The organism is Dokdonella sp., assembly GCF_035703485.1.
Lineage (GTDB): Bacteria > Pseudomonadota > Gammaproteobacteria > Xanthomonadales > Rhodanobacteraceae > Dokdonella.
In genome coordinates this window covers 1-14754 of record NZ_DASSYD010000068.1, presented here as the reverse complement: position 1 = coordinate 14754, position 14754 = coordinate 1, and the positions used below count along the sequence as shown (strand labels likewise).

Here is a 14754-nt window from a genome sequence, read left to right as displayed (position 1 = left end):
AAACGATGATCGATGCCTGCGTTGCGCAGATGGACGACGATTCGAATGGCGATCGGATCGAATGCTGCAGCATCCGATCCGATGCCGTCAGGAGTGGCGCCAGGTCGGTGCTACTCCAGCGAGCAGGTGACATTGATGCCTAGGGCAAGGCTGATCAAGTGGCCCTAGTTTTCGCTGGTCCGGATGCTCTGGTCATAAGCGTTCTGCGCATCTCCCAGTTGCTTGAAGATTTGCCGGCTGGCGTCCCTGCTTCGCGCAAGTTCTCTGACCGTGTGACATGTCGTCACCGGGATTTGCGAGCCGGTCGGCCGTTGGCGCGTACAAACAAGACGATCGTCAGCGTTCCTGGCCAGAATGCCGTTGACTTCTTCCTGGATGCTGAAAAGTCGGGTTTTTTCTTCCGGCGTCATCGCATCAACGGACCCAGCTGCGTTCAACATCGAGCCCATTTCCCCGAGGGAATGATTCACGACGCTTCGATTGTGCGAGTTCAGAAATTCATAACGCTTTCCCGGCGCCATTTCCTGCTGGATTGCAGTTACCAGAAGCTCGAACTGCTCCGGGTTGTCGGCGACAATCACTTTTTTCGCGGGTGGCTTCGCCGCAACCACGGATGAAGCGGCTATCAATGCTGCCATGACGATCAATGTGAATCTGGACATGGTGACCTCCTTGGACGTGTCATTCAGCAACTCAAAAGTGAGTTGCTGCGCAGAGTCATGTCCGGATGGTCAAGCAGAAAACGAATCCGGAAGCACGAACTACGAAACTAATCGTAGTTCGTGCTTCCGATTGTGTCAATCAGTTGCGCTCCGGGACATGCCCGGAACTTAAATATCTGAAGACGACTAGGGCCTGTTCGTACTATTCCGGCGATCGCGCCGGAGGCCGGAAAGTCGCAGCGCAAGGACACAGGAGCGTGGTTTGGTCATTCCAGATGAGCGACGACTGACGTAGCGATGGGGCTTTCCGGCCCCGTCCCGGAGGGTTTTGCGCCCAGATGCCCCATGCGTCGGCGGCCTCCTTGCCCCTGGAACCACCAAGGGGGCGAACCCCGCCTTGCCTGGAGCATCTGGGCGCGCAACGCCATTCGTCGTAATTGTGTGAACAGGCCCTAGTTTCCGGGGCCGGAACCCAGTCGGTTGTTCACCATGTTGTTCATGTCCCGGCTCGAATTGCTCCGCTCCTGGTTGATCTGCCGAACCGTCTTGCAGGTGGTTTTCGGAATATGTGATCCAACCGGTGCGACATGCGTGCAAACAAGACGCTCATCGGAATTGCGCGCGAGCAGACCATTGACCTTTTCCTGTTCACTGAACAGTCGGGTCTTTTCCTCGATTGGCATGGCATCGACCGATCCGCTGGACTCCAGCATGGCGGACATTTTCTTGAATGACATGTCGACGGACTGGCGATCGCGCTTGGACATGAACTCGTAGCGTCCACCGATTTTCATCTCGCCATGGATCTTCTCAACCAGAACCGCGAATTTTTCGGGGGTATCGGCAACAACAACTTTTTCGACTGCCTTTTTTGCCGCCACGGGACCGGCGAACAGCACAAGGACGAGAGCCAACAGGATGGATTTACGAACCATTTCTAACTCCGATTTTCTCTGCCACCATTGGGGTTGCGAGGCGGCAGCAGGTGTAAGGGGTGGATGGGACAAGCCGCAAGTCGCACGCGACTACGGCAATATATCGTACGATGCTTATCGTATTATTGACCCGAACGCTCTGTCAACCAGGCCGAGGTTGTTTCGCGTCGGCTCAGTAGGCAACAATTCGTTCCTCCATGCGAATGCTGAAAGTCACGCGCGTCTGGGTCACCTTCTGCATCGCGACCCTGGTGAGCGCGTTACGGTTGTGCCACTTGATCAGCGGCGCACCCAGACCGTGCTCAGCGGCAGTGATTCTCCACAAGCCGACGAGCCAGCGCGGGATCGTCGGTAAACAGGCCATCGACTCCCGCATCGATCAAGCCACGCATTTCCTCCATGCAGCCGGATTCGCAGCGCTGCGCAGGATTTTCGCTGCAGCGCAGGCCACGCGGCAGAAAGTGATTCTCGGGACGCAGCGTCCAGGCCTGGACTTGCAGGCCGACTGCGTGCGCGTCGGCAACCAGACGATTCGGCTTGCCCGGCAATCCGCTTGATTCATCAATGGGCACGATGCGCCGAAGCTGGGTAGCGATCACATCGGCGTAGCCAGCGATATCCTGAAGTCCCGTCGGCGTGATCATCGCCGCGTAGCTGGACGCCGGGTCGTGTGCCGGCTGCATGTCAATTGGCCATTGGCCATCGTCGCCGATCAACTGAACGAGAAACACATTCGCGTGGGACTGGGTCGCCTTGCGCAGCACCTTGAGATTGCCGACCTCAAAGGACTGGATGCCGAACGGCGCACGGCGCAGATACGCGTGTCGATTCAGGGCGGCTACAATTGCCTGCTCCGGATCCATGCCGTGCAAATGAAACCAGGTCGAGTTCTTGATTTCGGGAATGATGCCGATCAAGCGTCCGCGGCGATCCGATTCGGCTTGCGCCAGCTCGACAATCTCGTCAATCGTCGGCACGGCATAGCGGCCATCGTGCGCGCTGCTGCGCAGATGCGGCAATGGCTCACGGGCACGCAGTGAACGAAATTCGGCAAGACTGAAATCATTGCAGAACCAGCCGCTGATCGTTTCACCGTCGATCCGCTTTCGGGTCCGCCGCGAGGCGAATTCGGCGTGCGTCGAAACATCAGTGGATCGGCTGAGTTCGATTTCATGGCGCGCAACGAGCACGCCGTCCCGGGTCAGGACCAGATCCGGCTCGATAAAGTCTGCGCCGTCCTCGATTGCCCGCGCATAGGCGGCCAGAGTGTGTTCTGGCAACAACGCGCTTGCGCCACGGTGGGCGATGACCAGCGGCTTGTCCTGCCTGCTCATGGTGATTGGCCTTGTGTCACGTGAAGGCGCAGGGACTCTGCACTTGATCAGCGTTGCCCTAATTCTGTTGGCGGCAGAAGCCACTGGATCATGCCACTTGCCACTGCAATCAACAGACACGCTACCCTTGAATGCCACTCGCATAAAGTCTATTTCGCAATGAACAATCGCGCCAAGACAACGCTGATCATGTGGCGCTTTTGTCCAATGACAGGAAACGTCGACACCGATAATCTTCCGCGCGATTGCCGGGCGTTTACACGTGAATCCTGACTGAGTCCGCCGTGTCGCCAACTGGCAAGAAATCCTGGTGCCTGTATCTGATCGAGTGCCGCAATGGCAGCTACTACGCGGGCATCACCAACGATCTTGAGGCGCGCTATGCCGCGCATGTCGATGGCAAGGGAGCGCGCTACACGCGTGCCAATCCGCCATTGCGCCTGATCGGCTACCGAACCTTTCCAGATCGCTCCAGCGCGTCGCGCGCCGAGTTTGCGATCAAGCGCCTGCCAAGAGCGGCGAAAATCTCCTTTCTGCTCACAGCAGATTCCTGATTGATAGAACCTCCTTGGACTTGCGAGCTGCCGATGCCTGAACTCGTCCAACCGAAATCCCGGCTCAATCGGCAAAACCGGGCTAGCTGAAATTTGCTGACCCCGAATTCGGCCCGACCACGTTGCAATCCTTCGACGATCACAACGAAGGGGGCAATCATGGCCGCATACACACTGCAACAGACGTCCGAAACTTCCTGGAACTGGCTTCGCATCAGCGGTCTGAGCGGGAGCTTCGTCGTGCACCTGGCAGCATGCCTGATGCTTGCCGTGCCGGTTGTGGTTCCTGCACTCAAGCCCGCGCCGCAGGTCATCACGACACGCATCCTCGAAGCACCACCCGAGTTGCCAGTCACCCGGCTACCGCCGGAACCCGTACCGATGAAACTGCCGAAAAAGCCCGAGGCCGTGGTGCCGACTCCGCGACCGATTGTTGTCGAGGACAGCGTCATCGCGGCGCCTGTCACCATGCCGGACTCAACGGTCATCACATCAGACATTCCTGATGCAATTGCAGACACTTCGCCAGCGCCAGCCGCGAACGTCAGTCTCGCCTACGAGAGCATCATCGAGCCACGCTATCCGATGGATTCGCGGCGCCGCGGTGAACAGGGCACTGTGGTATTGCGCGTCCTCGTCGGCCGCGATGGCCTGCCGGTCAAGGTCGACATCGCTCGCAGCAGCGGATACCGACAGCTCGATCGTGCCGCTCGCGACGCGGTGCTGCGCTGGCGCTTCCGTCCAGTACAGCTACACGGCGTGAAGGTCGAGGCGAGCGGTCTGGTTCCGATCCGTTTCGATGTCAACCAGGGCTGAGGCAAACTTGTCTCAGAAGTTTCCCGCCGATTTCAGAATCGGCGTGGCATCGATCAACTCGTCCAAGGCGCAGGGCTCGTGAATGCCGTAACCCTGCGCCTGATCGACTCCCAGATTTCGCAACGGTTCGAGCAGGGCGCGGTCCTCGACCCATTCAGCCACGGTGATCTTGCCCAGTGACCGTGCCACTTCGCACATCGACCGGACCAGCACCGGATCCACTTCGTTGTTGGCCAGATCGCGAATGAATACGCCATCAATCTTGAGCACATCAACCGGAAGATTCTTCAGATAGGCGAATGACGCCATTCCGCTGCCAAAGTCATCCAGCGCAATCCGGCATCCACGCGAACGCATTTCATCGATGAATTCACGCGCCCGCGTCATGTTGCCGATGGCTGCCGTTTCCGTCAGCTCGAAACACAACTTGCTCGCCGGCACCCGACTCGAATCAAGCAGACTGACGACATGCAGGCGGAAATCCGGGTTGGCAATGGATTGTGCCGACACGTTGACGTGACAGAGATCGAGCGCGTGCAAATGGTCGGGATGATCTTCCAATTGACGCAAAGTCATCGCAATGACCAGACGGTCAATCGAGATCGCTTCACCAAAACGCTCGGCGGCCGGCAGAAAGCGATCTGGCGTGTTGACCTCGCCCTCGGTATCGACCAGACGCACAAGAATTTCGTAACGGATCCCGGGGCCATGGTTGAGCGCCTCGATACGCTGCGCGTAGAGGACGATGCGGCCATCGATGATCGCCTGGCGAATCTCGACAACCCAGGCCAGATCATCGCGTCGCCGCGACATGGCCTGATCGGATTCGTGATAGACACGGATGCCATTGCGGCCATCTTCCTTGGCCTGATAACACGCTCGATCCGCAGCGCGAAGGACTTCGCCAACATCGACCTGATCGGCAGTTACCCGGGCAATTCCGATGCTGCAGGTCACGTTGAACTTGCGTCCCTCCCACGGAAACGTGGAGGCCGACAATGCCCGCCGCAGACGCTCGGCGATGCGCATCGCCTCGTCAACTCCGGTGTCATCAAGCAGCACCGCAAACTCGTCGCCACCGAGTCGGCCCATCCAGTCGTTGTCACGCATATGCAACATCAGAACGCCGGAAATCTGGCGCAGGAGCTGATCACCGGCAACATGCCCGCAGGTATCGTTGACAAGCTTGAACTGATCGAGGTCTAGAAAAAGAAACGCATGTTCGGTGTCATTGCGTCGAGCATCCTCGATACCGGCACGCAAGCGGCGTTCAATCTCACGCCGATTGACCAATCCGGTCAGGCCATCGTGGCTGGCCTGATATTTCATCTCGTCGGAAAGTCGGCGGCTATCGGAGACGTCTTCGAAAATCGCGAAGACGCGCTGTTCGCCGTTATCTTCGGCATCAATTTTCGAAACGGTCCAGCGCAGCCAGCGAATACTGCCGTCCTCACGCAGAAATCGATGCTCGCCCGGACGCTCAAGCAACGACCAGTCGATTCCCTCGCCGCTGTCTCCGCCGACCTCGGCAAGATCATCCGCGTGCAGGCTGTCGGCAAGAAATCGACCTTGCAACTGCTGAGATGGATAGCCAAGCACCTGGCAAATGGCGTCGTTCGCTTCCAGGATCTGTCCATCCGAGCGCATTCTCAACATGCCTACCGCGGCTTGATGGAAGGCCGCGCGAAATACGCCTTCACTGGCTCGAATGCGTGCAAGCGTCGAACGAAGAACGATGATGACAATCCATGCGATCAGCAGAAACAGCAAGACGCTGGTGCCAATGAGCGTTGTCCTGAGCACACGCGTCCCATCGATCAGCGCTTGCGAAAACGCGAGCTCAATCGGCTTCAATCGCGCGTCCACTGCCAGAATCTTGCGCTGGTAGGCGTCGCTCAATGCCGCGCTCATGCCATTTCGCGCGCGCAACGCTTCCATTTCATCGCCGAGACGCTGCAACTCAAGAATGCCCTCGTCACCGAGGCGCCACTTTTTCACGGCATCACGGAAAAACGGTGCGTTGTGGAAGTAGCGATACATGCGGATCATGCGGTCGACGTCTTCCGGCGCATTCAATCCGGCAAGGAAACCCTGGCGCGATGCATCCAGATCCGGCGGATCCTGCTCCAGCGCCAGGCGCGCCTGACGATCACCAAGCGGTACCTGCAAGCGCTTGCGCGCATTCTGCAATTGATCCGGATTGCCGCTGGCCGCATAGCGATGCAACTCGTCAGCAGCACTTTGCTGGGCTTTGGACCAATGACTTTCGCCGATGATGTAAGCCGTTGCACTGGTCTGCAACTCAAGCATCCCGGCGGTCAACATGACGGCCAGCGCCGCCAGCAGAATCAGTGAACCAAATTCGAAGGGAAGCATGCGCAATGCGCGATTCGCGGGCGGCGAAGCACTGACCGATGCATCGGATCGGCCTCCCGGTTCATCGTTGCCAGCTGAGATCAAGTGCCCTTTTTTCCTGAGTGGATTCGGATTTCCGGCCGGACTGACCATTGCGCAATGTTCCGCCCGGTCGTTGCGGATTCTGCCCTATGCAGAATAGCGCGTGGTGAAATTGAATTGCACCTGCCTCTAGCGACGTACTCGGCCCTTGCCCTCGTTGTCCCAATAGCCGAACACGCGGCGAGCAACAAACTTGTAGACGCGCTTGCCGGTTGCTCGCCAGCCGCTGGCTATCCAGGAACGCCGCGCCAGCAAGCCTCGCTCGACCGGCGTCAACGCGTCCGGGCAATAGCTGCGCTTGTGCTTCAAAAGGTGGCGCAGATCTTCACGGGCGAGCAGGCGAAACAGGCGTCCGCGTTTTCGACTGTGCCAAGCCAGTTGAAAATCGACGATTCCCGGTCGACCATCGTCGCGCAGCAGCCAGTTCGGTTCCTTGGCCAGGTCGTTGTGGACAACACCAAGACCGCGCAAGCGCTTGAGCAGGCGATGTGCCTGGCGAAAATAATCGGGATTGCGCGGTTGCGCCTGCTGCATTGGTGCACCGGCCATGAAGCTTCGCTCCAGCAATCCTTCGTCCCATGCCAGAAGCTGCGGAACTCCATCGACTCCGGCCAGGATCGTCAGCACGCGTGCCTCGCGCGCCGCCGCCTTGCGCGCAATCCAGCGCATGCCGAAGCGTGCCGGGCGGATATCACGCCGGATCCAGCTTTGATCGCCATCTGTGACGATTTCGATTCGTCCCAGGGCGTCGGATTTGAGCAACTCGATCTGCATGACGGGCATTATCAGGGCAGAACGCCTGATTGTTCCGTGCAGTTCACCAGCGTGGATCGTTCATGAATTACATGCGCGTGCGTTTGTTCCTTGAATCCACACAATTTTTCGCTCATTCGGCGGTGATTCCTGCGATTGCCTCAATCATCAAAAGCCGAGTGAATCCGATGTCTTGCGTGATCTTCACGCGTATTCATGAATAGGCCGGGCTAGAATCTGCAGCCCTGCAATCACGCCAACCGCGCATGACCACCCAAATTATTCTGTACGTGCTGGCCGTGCTGCTGATCGTGATCGGCACCATTGGCACCATCCTGCCCGCTCTGCCCGGCGTGCCGATCGTCTATCTCGGCATGATCCTCGCGGCCTGGGCCGGTGATTTCAATCATATCGGCTGGCCGACCCTGACCATTCTCGGCCTGTTGACGGCCTTGGCCGTGATCGTCGATCTGCTCGCCAGCGTGTTTGGTGCAAAACGCGTCGGTGCCAGCGGCTGGGCTTTGTTCGGCGCCGCTGCGGGAACCGTGATCGGGCTTTTTTTCGGCATCATCGGCTTGATTCTCGGCCCGTTTGTCGGCGCCTTGATCGGTGAATTGATCGCCGGTAGTACGCTCAAGCGCTCGACCCATGTTGGCGTCGGCGCCTGGCTTGGATTCATCTTCGGGACGCTCGCCCGCGTTGCACTCTGCTTCACGATGCTTGGCGTTTTCGTGGTGGCCTACCTGCTCTGAACGGCTTTCAGCGCTCGGGCAACACATAGAGCAGGATCGAGAAAAACTGCAGCACGCTGCCGGCAAGCACAAATAGATGCCACAGGGCGTGGTTATAGGGTAGCCGCTTCCACAAGTAGAACGGCACGCCAAGGGTGTAGCAAAGCCCGCCCGCCAGCAGCAACCAGAGGCCGGTTGGCTCGATGTTCGCGATCATCGGCTTGATCGCGATAACGCCAACCCAGCCCATGCCCAGATACAGCAGTGCCGCGGCGACCCGATTGCGTACCCGGCGCAGTTCAAGCGCGATACCGATGATTGCCAGCGTCCAGACAATGGCGAAGAGTGTCCAGCCCCATGGGCCACGCAGGCTGATCAGGGTAAACGGTGTATAGGTACCGGCAATCAACAGGAAGATCGCCGAGTGATCGAGCACACGCAAGATCGGCTTGACGCGCGGGTTGGGGACGGCGTGATAGAGGGTCGACGCGGTGAACAACAGGATCAGCGTCGTCCCGTAGACACTGACGCTGACAATCCGCCATGCACCGCCGTGCAACGCCGCGAATGCGGTCAGCACGGCCAGCCCGGCAATGCTGAGAATGATGCCGAGCGCATGACTCACGCTCGATGCAAGCTCTTCAGCCCGGGTATAGCGCGATTCCATTGGCAGATCGCTCATGATGCGCTCGGATGCCGCTCTACGCCGGCTGATTCGGTCAGGCCATCATTCTGCGTGGCTTGATCAGAGAGCACAATCAAAAGCGGCCTCCAAGCGATGCAAACCGGTGCGAACCTTTCGAAGGGCGCAGGTGCGCAGAAATCACCAGACTGGCGATTTTGCAATCGTCATCGTGCCAGGCATTCGATGGCTGACTGGTTGCGTCCGGAGTTCCCGGCGTAGACTGGCCACTACCTGAAATTCCGAGGTTTCTGTCATGTCTGATTTCGATGTCGTCATTCATTTGCGTCGTTGTGACAGGGTTGTCCCGGCCACCGAGGCAGGATTGTCACTGGCCGCACGTCTCGGCGCGCACACGCTGGGTCTGCACGTGGTTGCGTTGTCGACGGCGGCGTTCGTCTCGCCGGAGGCGGTGGCGGTACAGGTCAATGAAACCAGTCACCTGCTGGATGAGGCTAGACAGCGCGCACCCTGGTGGCAGGAGCAACTTGAGCAGCGCGGGCTGAAGGGAGAGTTCCAGGTCGTCCAGGGCGACAACGTCGACGCGCTCTGCCACGCTGCGCGCTGGTCGGATCTGGTTGTCACCGGGCGTCCGTGCGCCAATCCCGACGCACCTGTCGGCTGGGGCATTGCCTCGCGCACCGTATTCGGCACATCGACTCCGGTTGTCGTGGTTCCTGAAGCCGCACGCGTGGACAAGGTTGGCGAGCACATGCTGGTCGCCTGGAACGCCAGCCGCGAAGCGGCGCTGGCCATTCATGGCGCGATGCCGTTGCTCAAACGCGCCGACAAGGTCACCGTACTGGAGGGCGAAGTCCACCCAAGTCCGCTGGGATTCGAGAATCTGCCCGCACTGGATCTGCGCGCATGGTTCGAGCGCCGTGGCATCCATGCCGAGTTCCGCCCGTTCAAGCCCAGCCGGGATCACGGCCCCGCCATTCTCGAAGCAGCCAACGAAGCCGATGCCAACCTGATCGTGATCGGCGCGTGGGGACAATCACGCATTACCGAACTGGTCCTCGGCGGCGTCACCCGACATCTGTTCCAGCACAGCAATCTGCCGATGTTGGTGGCGCATTGAGGGGCGGGAGTGGGGAGTGGGGAGTAGGGAGTGGGAAAAGCGGTTCGCGCAAATCCAGGTGTATGGCGAATATCGAATTTGTTTGCAAGATTGCGGGAAGGCATTTTGCTCGTCCCGCTAATCGCCAACCGCTTCCCCGCTCATTGCTATATCCGCTAACCGCTAACCGTTCATCCGCTTTTTCCCACTCCCTACTCCCTACTCCCTACTCCCGCTATTTGGCAGCAACCAAAGCCAAAGTCATATCCAGCATGCGGTTTGAGAAGCCCCACTCGTTGTCGTACCAGCTCAACACCTTGACCAGCGTGTCACCCATGACGCGAGTCTGGGTGGCGTCGTAGACCGATGACAGCGGGTTGTGGTTGAAATCGATCGACACCAGCGGCTGGGTGTTGACGCCAATCACGCCCTTGTAGGCACCATCGGCTGCGGCTTGCATGACCGCGTCGACTTCTTCCTTGCTGGTTGCACGCGAGGCGACGAACGTCAGGTCGACCGCCGAGACATTGATGGTCGGAATGCGCATCGAGAAGCCATCGAGCTTGCCATTGAGTTCCGGCAGGACCAGGCCGACGGCCGCTGCCGCACCGGTCTTGGTCGGAATCTGTGAATGTGTGGCCGAGCGCGCGCGGCGCAGATCGGAATGATAGACGTCGGTCAGAACCTGATCGTTGGTGTAGGCGTGAATGGTCGTCATCAGTCCATGGATGATGCCGATCTTCTCGTTCAGCGCCTTGGCCAGCGGGGCGAGACAGTTGGTGGTGCACGAGGCATTCGAAATGATCTGATGCGCCGAGGTCAGCTGATCGTGATTGACGCCATAGACAAAGGTGCCATCGACATCGCTGCCACCGGGCGCGGAAATGATGACCTTTTTCGCGCCTGCACTGATATGCGCGCTGGCCTTGGCCTTGCTGGTAAAGAATCCGGTCGATTCGAGCACGACATCGACGCCCAGATCAGCCCAGGGCAACTTCGATGGATCACGTTCGGCAAAGACCTTGATGCGATCGCCATTGACGATCAGGTCGCCGCCGTCGACACCGACCTCGCCCGGAAAGCGGCCATGCGCGGTGTCGTACTGGGTCAGGTGTGCATTGGTCGCGGCATCGCCAAGATCATTTACCGCGACGACTTGAATCTCGTTGGTCCGCTTCGCCTCATATAGCGCGCGCAACATGTTGCGACCAATACGACCATAACCATTGATGGCGACCTTGACTGCCATTGCACACTCCTCGACGCGCGGAAAGAAAGGGATGCGCATTGTAACGGCCCTGCCAACTTGCCGCACAGCACCATTGCGAAGGGGCCAATCGACCTGATCCTTGTCTGACTTCGCCTGCCTTTCGGCGCCGCCGCTTTCGGGGCAACGCTTGACGCGGCCCTGAATGGCGCACACGAATCGCCAGCGGCTCTGCTAGATTGGCGATTCCGAACCCGGGTCTCAGCACAATGAACCCCAACGTCCGCAGTTTTCATCACAGCAATACCGGCACATGGACACATGTCGTCGTCGACCCGGCGACGCGGCGTGCCTCGATCATCGATCCGGTGCTCGATTTCGACATGGCTTCAGGCCGGGTCAGCACCGAAAGTGCGCAGCGCATCCTCGAATACGTCGCGACCACCGAACTCGCTATCGACTGGATTCTCGAAACCCATGCCCATGCCGACCATCTGAGCGCGGCGGCGTGGCTCAAGCGCCAGCTTGCCGATGGCAGCGCCGAGCCGGCGATCGGCATCGGGCATGGAATAACGACGGTGCAGAAGACCTTCAAGAAGAAGTTCAACCTGGATGATCAGTTTGTCCCGGATGGTCGTCAGTTCGATGCCCTGTTCGTCGATGGGGAAACCTTGTGCGTCGGTGATCTTGACGGCCAGATCATCGCAACGCCGGGACACACTCCAGACAGCATCACCTATCAGTTTGGCGATGCGCTTTTTGTCGGCGACACGATTTTCTCCCCGCGCGGCGGAACCGCACGCTGTGATTTTCCGGGTGCCGATGCAGCAACCCTTTATCGCTCGATCCAGCGCCTCTACTCGTTGCCCGATGCGACGCGGGTCTTTCTTGCCCACGACTATCCTGCACAAGGAGAGGAAGCCATCGCGCAAACCACAATCGGCGATGAAAAGGCCACGAATATCCATTTGCGTGGCGATACCAGCGCCGCCGATTTCATTGCCTTGCGCACCAAGCGCGATGCGAGTCTGGCGACGCCGAAATTGCTGTGGCCCGCGTTGCAGGTGAATATTCGTGGCGGCCAATTGCCGGCACCGGAGACAAGGGATCAGGCTTTTCTCAAGATCCCGCTCGACAGCAAAGGTTTCGATACGTGAACGGCCGCTCCCGGCGCACGCTGCGCGTTTCGTCTTTCGCACTCCTGTTCATCTTCATGCTGCCCTCGATCGCCTCGGCCTGGGGGCCCGCCGGCCACCGCATGGTCGCCGCGCTTGCGGAAAAGCAGCTCGACGCAAAGACACACTCGGAAATCCAGCACCTGCTCGGCATCCTCGGCGCGTCGTCGCTGGCCGACATCGCCAACTGGGCCGATGAAATGCGCGCAGATCCAGCCCAGCGTGAGCTATCCCGAGCAACCTCACGTCTTCACTATGTCAATTTTTCTGACTCTCGCTGCCACTACGTTGCGGCGCAAATTTGCCCGAACGGCCAGTGCGTGGTCGCCGCCATCAACCACTACGCGAACGTGCTTGGCGATTCTGCCGCGACGGATGTCGCGCGCGCCGAGGCGTTGCGTTTTCTCGTGCACTTTGTCGGCGATGCGCACCAACCATTGCATGCCGGTTACCGGCCAGACCGCGGTGGCAACAACTATCAGGTCCGATTCAAGGGCAAGGGCAGCAATCTGCATGCAATCTGGGATTCAAAAATCATCGCCAGCCGCCATCTGCGCTGGCAGGACTATGCGCGTCGCCTCGAACGCCCGCCGGTTGCAGGGGGTGATGAGGAGAACCCCGTGGTCTGGGCCGAGCAATCCTGCCGCATCACCGGCAATGAGGGCTTCTATCCCCGAGGTCGCACGATCGACAAGACCTATCTCGACCGAATGCGTCCGCTGGCCGAACAGCAGATTGTGCTCGCCGGTCAGCGCCTGGCCGGAATCCTGCAGCGTTCGCTGAGCCCGATGCGCCCGGCCAACGCGCATTCCAGCCGTGGCCAGAACTCCGTGCCGTGGCTGCACTCCTCAGCGATCGACGAAGGCGCGCTCGATGACGTAGTCACCCGGAGCGCCGATGCGTGGCGATACTTCGAAGCCGCGGCTGTCGAGTAGCGTGCTGATCGACTTGAGCATAGCCGTACTGCCACAGATCATGACGCGGTCGACGGCCGGATCGAGTGGCGGCAGCCCCACATCGATACTCAACTTGCCGCTGTCAAGCAACTCATCGATACGCCCCTGATTGCGGAACACATCCCGTGTGACGGTCGGGTAGTAGATGAATTTTCTACGTACGGCGTCGGCGAAGTATTCGTGCTGGGGCAGTTCATGCTCGAAGCAGTCACGGTAGGCGAGATCACTGATCTGACGAACACCGTGCACAAGCAGTACCTTGTCAAAGCGCTCCCAGGTTTCCGGATCGCGCAGGATGGCGAGAAATGGGGCGAGGCCAGTCCCGGTCGAGAGCAGATACAAATGCCTGCCCGGCTTCAGATCCTGCAGCAGCAGGGTACCGGTCGGCTTGCTGCCGATCAGGATCTCGTCACCGACTTTGACATGTTGCAAACGGGAAGTGAGCGGACCATTTGCCACCTTGATGCTGAAGAATTCCAGACGCTCCTCGTAGTTGGCGCTGGCGATGCTGTAGGCGCGCAGCAAGGGGCGTCCATCGACCGCGAGACCGATCATGATGAACTGTCCGTTTTCGAATCGCAGTCCTGCGTTGCGCGTGGTCGTGAAACTGAAAAGAAAATCGTTCCAGTGGCGCACGCTGAGAACATGTTCGGTATTAAAAACGGCCACTAAGCTACCTGTCTGCTGCAATCAACATATCGGGCGCGCTTTCAGCCGCGCCCACAAAGCCCCGCTGCACTCAGGTGAGCGACTTGGCGCGGTCGGCAACTTCCTCGGCGGTGATGCCGAAGTGCTGATAGAGCTGCTCGGCCGGCGCCGAGGCACCGAAGCTATCGAGCCCGACCACATCGCCATCAAGTCCGACGTACTTGCGCCAGAAATCGCTGACGCCTGCTTCAACCGCGACTCGACGGCGACACCATGACGGCAGCACCGCTTCGCGATACTCGACCGGTTGTGCGTCGAACACGCTGGTGCACGGCATCGAAACGACGCGCGCGGAAACACCCTGATCCGCGAGGATACGCATCGCCTGCATGGCGACCTCAACCTCGGAACCGGTGGCGAGCAGGATCACATCGAATTTTGCACTGCCAGGATCCGACAACACGTAACCACCACGCGCGATGTCAGCGACCTGTTCCAGATTACGTGGCTGATGAACCAGGGTCTGGCGCGAAAAGATCAGGCATGAGGGGCCGTTGCCGCGTTCGATCGCAGACTTCCACGATACCGCCGATTCAACGGCGTCACAGGGACGCCAGACATCGTTGTTCGGGATGTAGCGCAGGCTGGCCAGGTGCTCGACCGGCTGATGGGTCGGGCCATCCTCGCCGAGTCCGATGGAGTCATGCGTGTAAACATGAATGGCCCGGGTAGGAATCAATGCACTCATGCGCACCGCGTTGCGTGCGTAATCGGAGAACACGAG

At 59.3% G+C, this 14754-nt stretch carries 15 protein-coding genes; 6 read left to right on the top strand and 9 right to left on the bottom strand.

Annotated features, from left to right (window positions below; translation table 11 throughout):
- Positions 1–164 precede the first annotated feature (164 nt).
- The 3 genes from VFN25_RS05110 to VFN25_RS05100 all read right to left on the bottom strand — a co-directional run bounded on the left by VFN25_RS05110 (position 165) and on the right by VFN25_RS05100 (position 2931).
- Positions 165–647 (bottom strand): hypothetical protein, encoded by a 483-nt coding sequence (locus VFN25_RS05110; RefSeq protein WP_325139506.1) that lies wholly within the window; start codon positions 645–647, stop codon positions 165–167.
- A 467-nt stretch (positions 648–1114) separates the two neighbouring features.
- Positions 1115–1597, bottom strand: a complete 483-nt coding sequence (locus VFN25_RS05105) for a hypothetical protein (RefSeq protein WP_325139504.1) — start codon at positions 1595–1597, stop codon at positions 1115–1117.
- Positions 1598–1899: 302 nt separating this feature from the next.
- Positions 1900–2931, bottom strand: a complete 1032-nt coding sequence (locus tag VFN25_RS05100; RefSeq protein WP_325139502.1) for a glycerophosphodiester phosphodiesterase family protein — start codon at positions 2929–2931, stop codon at positions 1900–1902.
- 284 nt (positions 2932–3215) lie between these two features.
- Between VFN25_RS05100 and VFN25_RS05095 the strand changes: the two genes are divergently transcribed.
- Entirely contained in the window at positions 3216–3485 is a 270-nt protein-coding gene (locus VFN25_RS05095) for a GIY-YIG nuclease family protein (protein WP_325139501.1), read from the top strand.
- A gap of 159 nt (positions 3486–3644) precedes the next feature.
- Positions 3645–4301, top strand: a complete 657-nt coding sequence (locus VFN25_RS05090) for an energy transducer TonB (RefSeq protein ID WP_325139500.1) — start codon at positions 3645–3647, stop codon at positions 4299–4301.
- 12 nt (positions 4302–4313) lie between these two features.
- On the opposite strand, the gene VFN25_RS05085 is transcribed toward VFN25_RS05090, so the two are convergent.
- Positions 4314–6677: a putative bifunctional diguanylate cyclase/phosphodiesterase gene (locus VFN25_RS05085; protein ID WP_325139498.1), complete on the bottom strand. Its 2364-nt coding sequence runs from the start codon at positions 6675–6677 to the stop codon at positions 4314–4316.
- Between the two features lie 210 nt (positions 6678–6887).
- Positions 6888–7541 (bottom strand): serine/threonine protein kinase, encoded by a 654-nt coding sequence (locus VFN25_RS05080; protein ID WP_325139496.1) that lies wholly within the window; start codon positions 7539–7541, stop codon positions 6888–6890.
- A gap of 236 nt (positions 7542–7777) precedes the next feature.
- Here VFN25_RS05080 and VFN25_RS05075 point away from each other — a divergent pair, with 236 nt between their 5' ends.
- The gene (locus VFN25_RS05075) at positions 7778–8263 is read left to right on the top strand and encodes a DUF456 domain-containing protein (RefSeq protein ID WP_325139494.1); all 486 of its coding nucleotides are present in this window, start codon (positions 7778–7780) and stop codon (positions 8261–8263) included.
- Positions 8264–8270: 7 nt separating this feature from the next.
- Here the strand turns inward: VFN25_RS05075 and trhA are convergent, their stop codons facing one another.
- Positions 8271–8924, bottom strand: a complete 654-nt coding sequence (trhA, locus tag VFN25_RS05070) for a PAQR family membrane homeostasis protein TrhA (protein WP_325139492.1) — start codon at positions 8922–8924, stop codon at positions 8271–8273.
- Positions 8925–9180: 256 nt separating this feature from the next.
- On the opposite strand from trhA, the gene VFN25_RS05065 reads away from it, so the two are divergent.
- A complete protein-coding gene (locus VFN25_RS05065) occupies positions 9181–10005 on the top strand; it encodes a universal stress protein (protein WP_325139490.1) in 825 nt (274 codons plus the stop codon).
- 214 nt (positions 10006–10219) lie between these two features.
- Here VFN25_RS05065 and gap read toward each other — a convergent pair whose 3' ends face one another.
- Complete coding sequence (gap, locus tag VFN25_RS05060) at positions 10220–11233, bottom strand: type I glyceraldehyde-3-phosphate dehydrogenase (protein ID WP_325139489.1); 1014 nt, start codon at positions 11231–11233, stop codon at positions 10220–10222.
- 227 nt (positions 11234–11460) lie between these two features.
- Between gap and VFN25_RS05055 the strand changes: the two genes are divergently transcribed.
- Together VFN25_RS05055 and VFN25_RS05050 are read left to right on the top strand one after the other, a co-directional pair.
- Complete coding sequence (locus tag VFN25_RS05055) at positions 11461–12348, top strand: MBL fold metallo-hydrolase (protein WP_325139487.1); 888 nt, start codon at positions 11461–11463, stop codon at positions 12346–12348.
- Positions 12345–13301 (top strand): S1/P1 nuclease, encoded by a 957-nt coding sequence (locus VFN25_RS05050; protein ID WP_325139485.1) that lies wholly within the window; start codon positions 12345–12347, stop codon positions 13299–13301. The genes VFN25_RS05055 and VFN25_RS05050 overlap by 4 nt, the downstream gene beginning before the upstream one ends.
- Here VFN25_RS05050 and VFN25_RS05045 read toward each other — a convergent pair.
- Both VFN25_RS05045 and VFN25_RS05040 read right to left on the bottom strand, forming a co-directional pair.
- Positions 13215–13991: a ferredoxin--NADP reductase gene (locus tag VFN25_RS05045; protein ID WP_325139483.1), complete on the bottom strand. Its 777-nt coding sequence runs from the start codon at positions 13989–13991 to the stop codon at positions 13215–13217. The two genes, VFN25_RS05050 and VFN25_RS05045, sit on opposite strands and share 87 nt — an antisense overlap.
- Positions 13992–14061: 70 nt before the next feature.
- Positions 14062–14754, bottom strand: a 693-nt coding sequence (locus VFN25_RS05040) for a transketolase-like TK C-terminal-containing protein (RefSeq protein WP_325139481.1), incomplete at its 5' end; no start/stop codon positions are given.

Bases quoted from the DNA above. Each gene is read 5' to 3' on its own strand.
- VFN25_RS05105 (WP_325139504.1), bottom strand. From the start codon at position 1,597: ATGGTTCGTAAATCCATCCTGTTGGCTCTCGTCCTTGTGCTGTTCGCC.
- VFN25_RS05100 (WP_325139502.1), bottom strand. From the start codon at position 2,931: ATGAGCAGGCAGGACAAGCCGCTGGTCATCGCCCACCGTGGCGCAAGC.
- VFN25_RS05090 (WP_325139500.1), top strand. From the start codon at position 3,645: ATGGCCGCATACACACTGCAACAGACGTCCGAAACTTCCTGGAACTGG.
- VFN25_RS05085 (WP_325139498.1), bottom strand. From the start codon at position 6,677: ATGCTTCCCTTCGAATTTGGTTCACTGATTCTGCTGGCGGCGCTGGCC.
- VFN25_RS05080 (WP_325139496.1), bottom strand. From the start codon at position 7,541: ATGCCCGTCATGCAGATCGAGTTGCTCAAATCCGACGCCCTGGGACGA.
- VFN25_RS05075 (WP_325139494.1), top strand. From the start codon at position 7,778: ATGACCACCCAAATTATTCTGTACGTGCTGGCCGTGCTGCTGATCGTG.
- trhA (WP_325139492.1), bottom strand. From the start codon at position 8,924: ATGAGCGATCTGCCAATGGAATCGCGCTATACCCGGGCTGAAGAGCTT.
- VFN25_RS05065 (WP_325139490.1), top strand. From the start codon at position 9,181: ATGTCTGATTTCGATGTCGTCATTCATTTGCGTCGTTGTGACAGGGTT.
- gap (WP_325139489.1), bottom strand. From the start codon at position 11,233: ATGGCAGTCAAGGTCGCCATCAATGGTTATGGTCGTATTGGTCGCAAC.
- VFN25_RS05055 (WP_325139487.1), top strand. From the start codon at position 11,461: ATGAACCCCAACGTCCGCAGTTTTCATCACAGCAATACCGGCACATGG.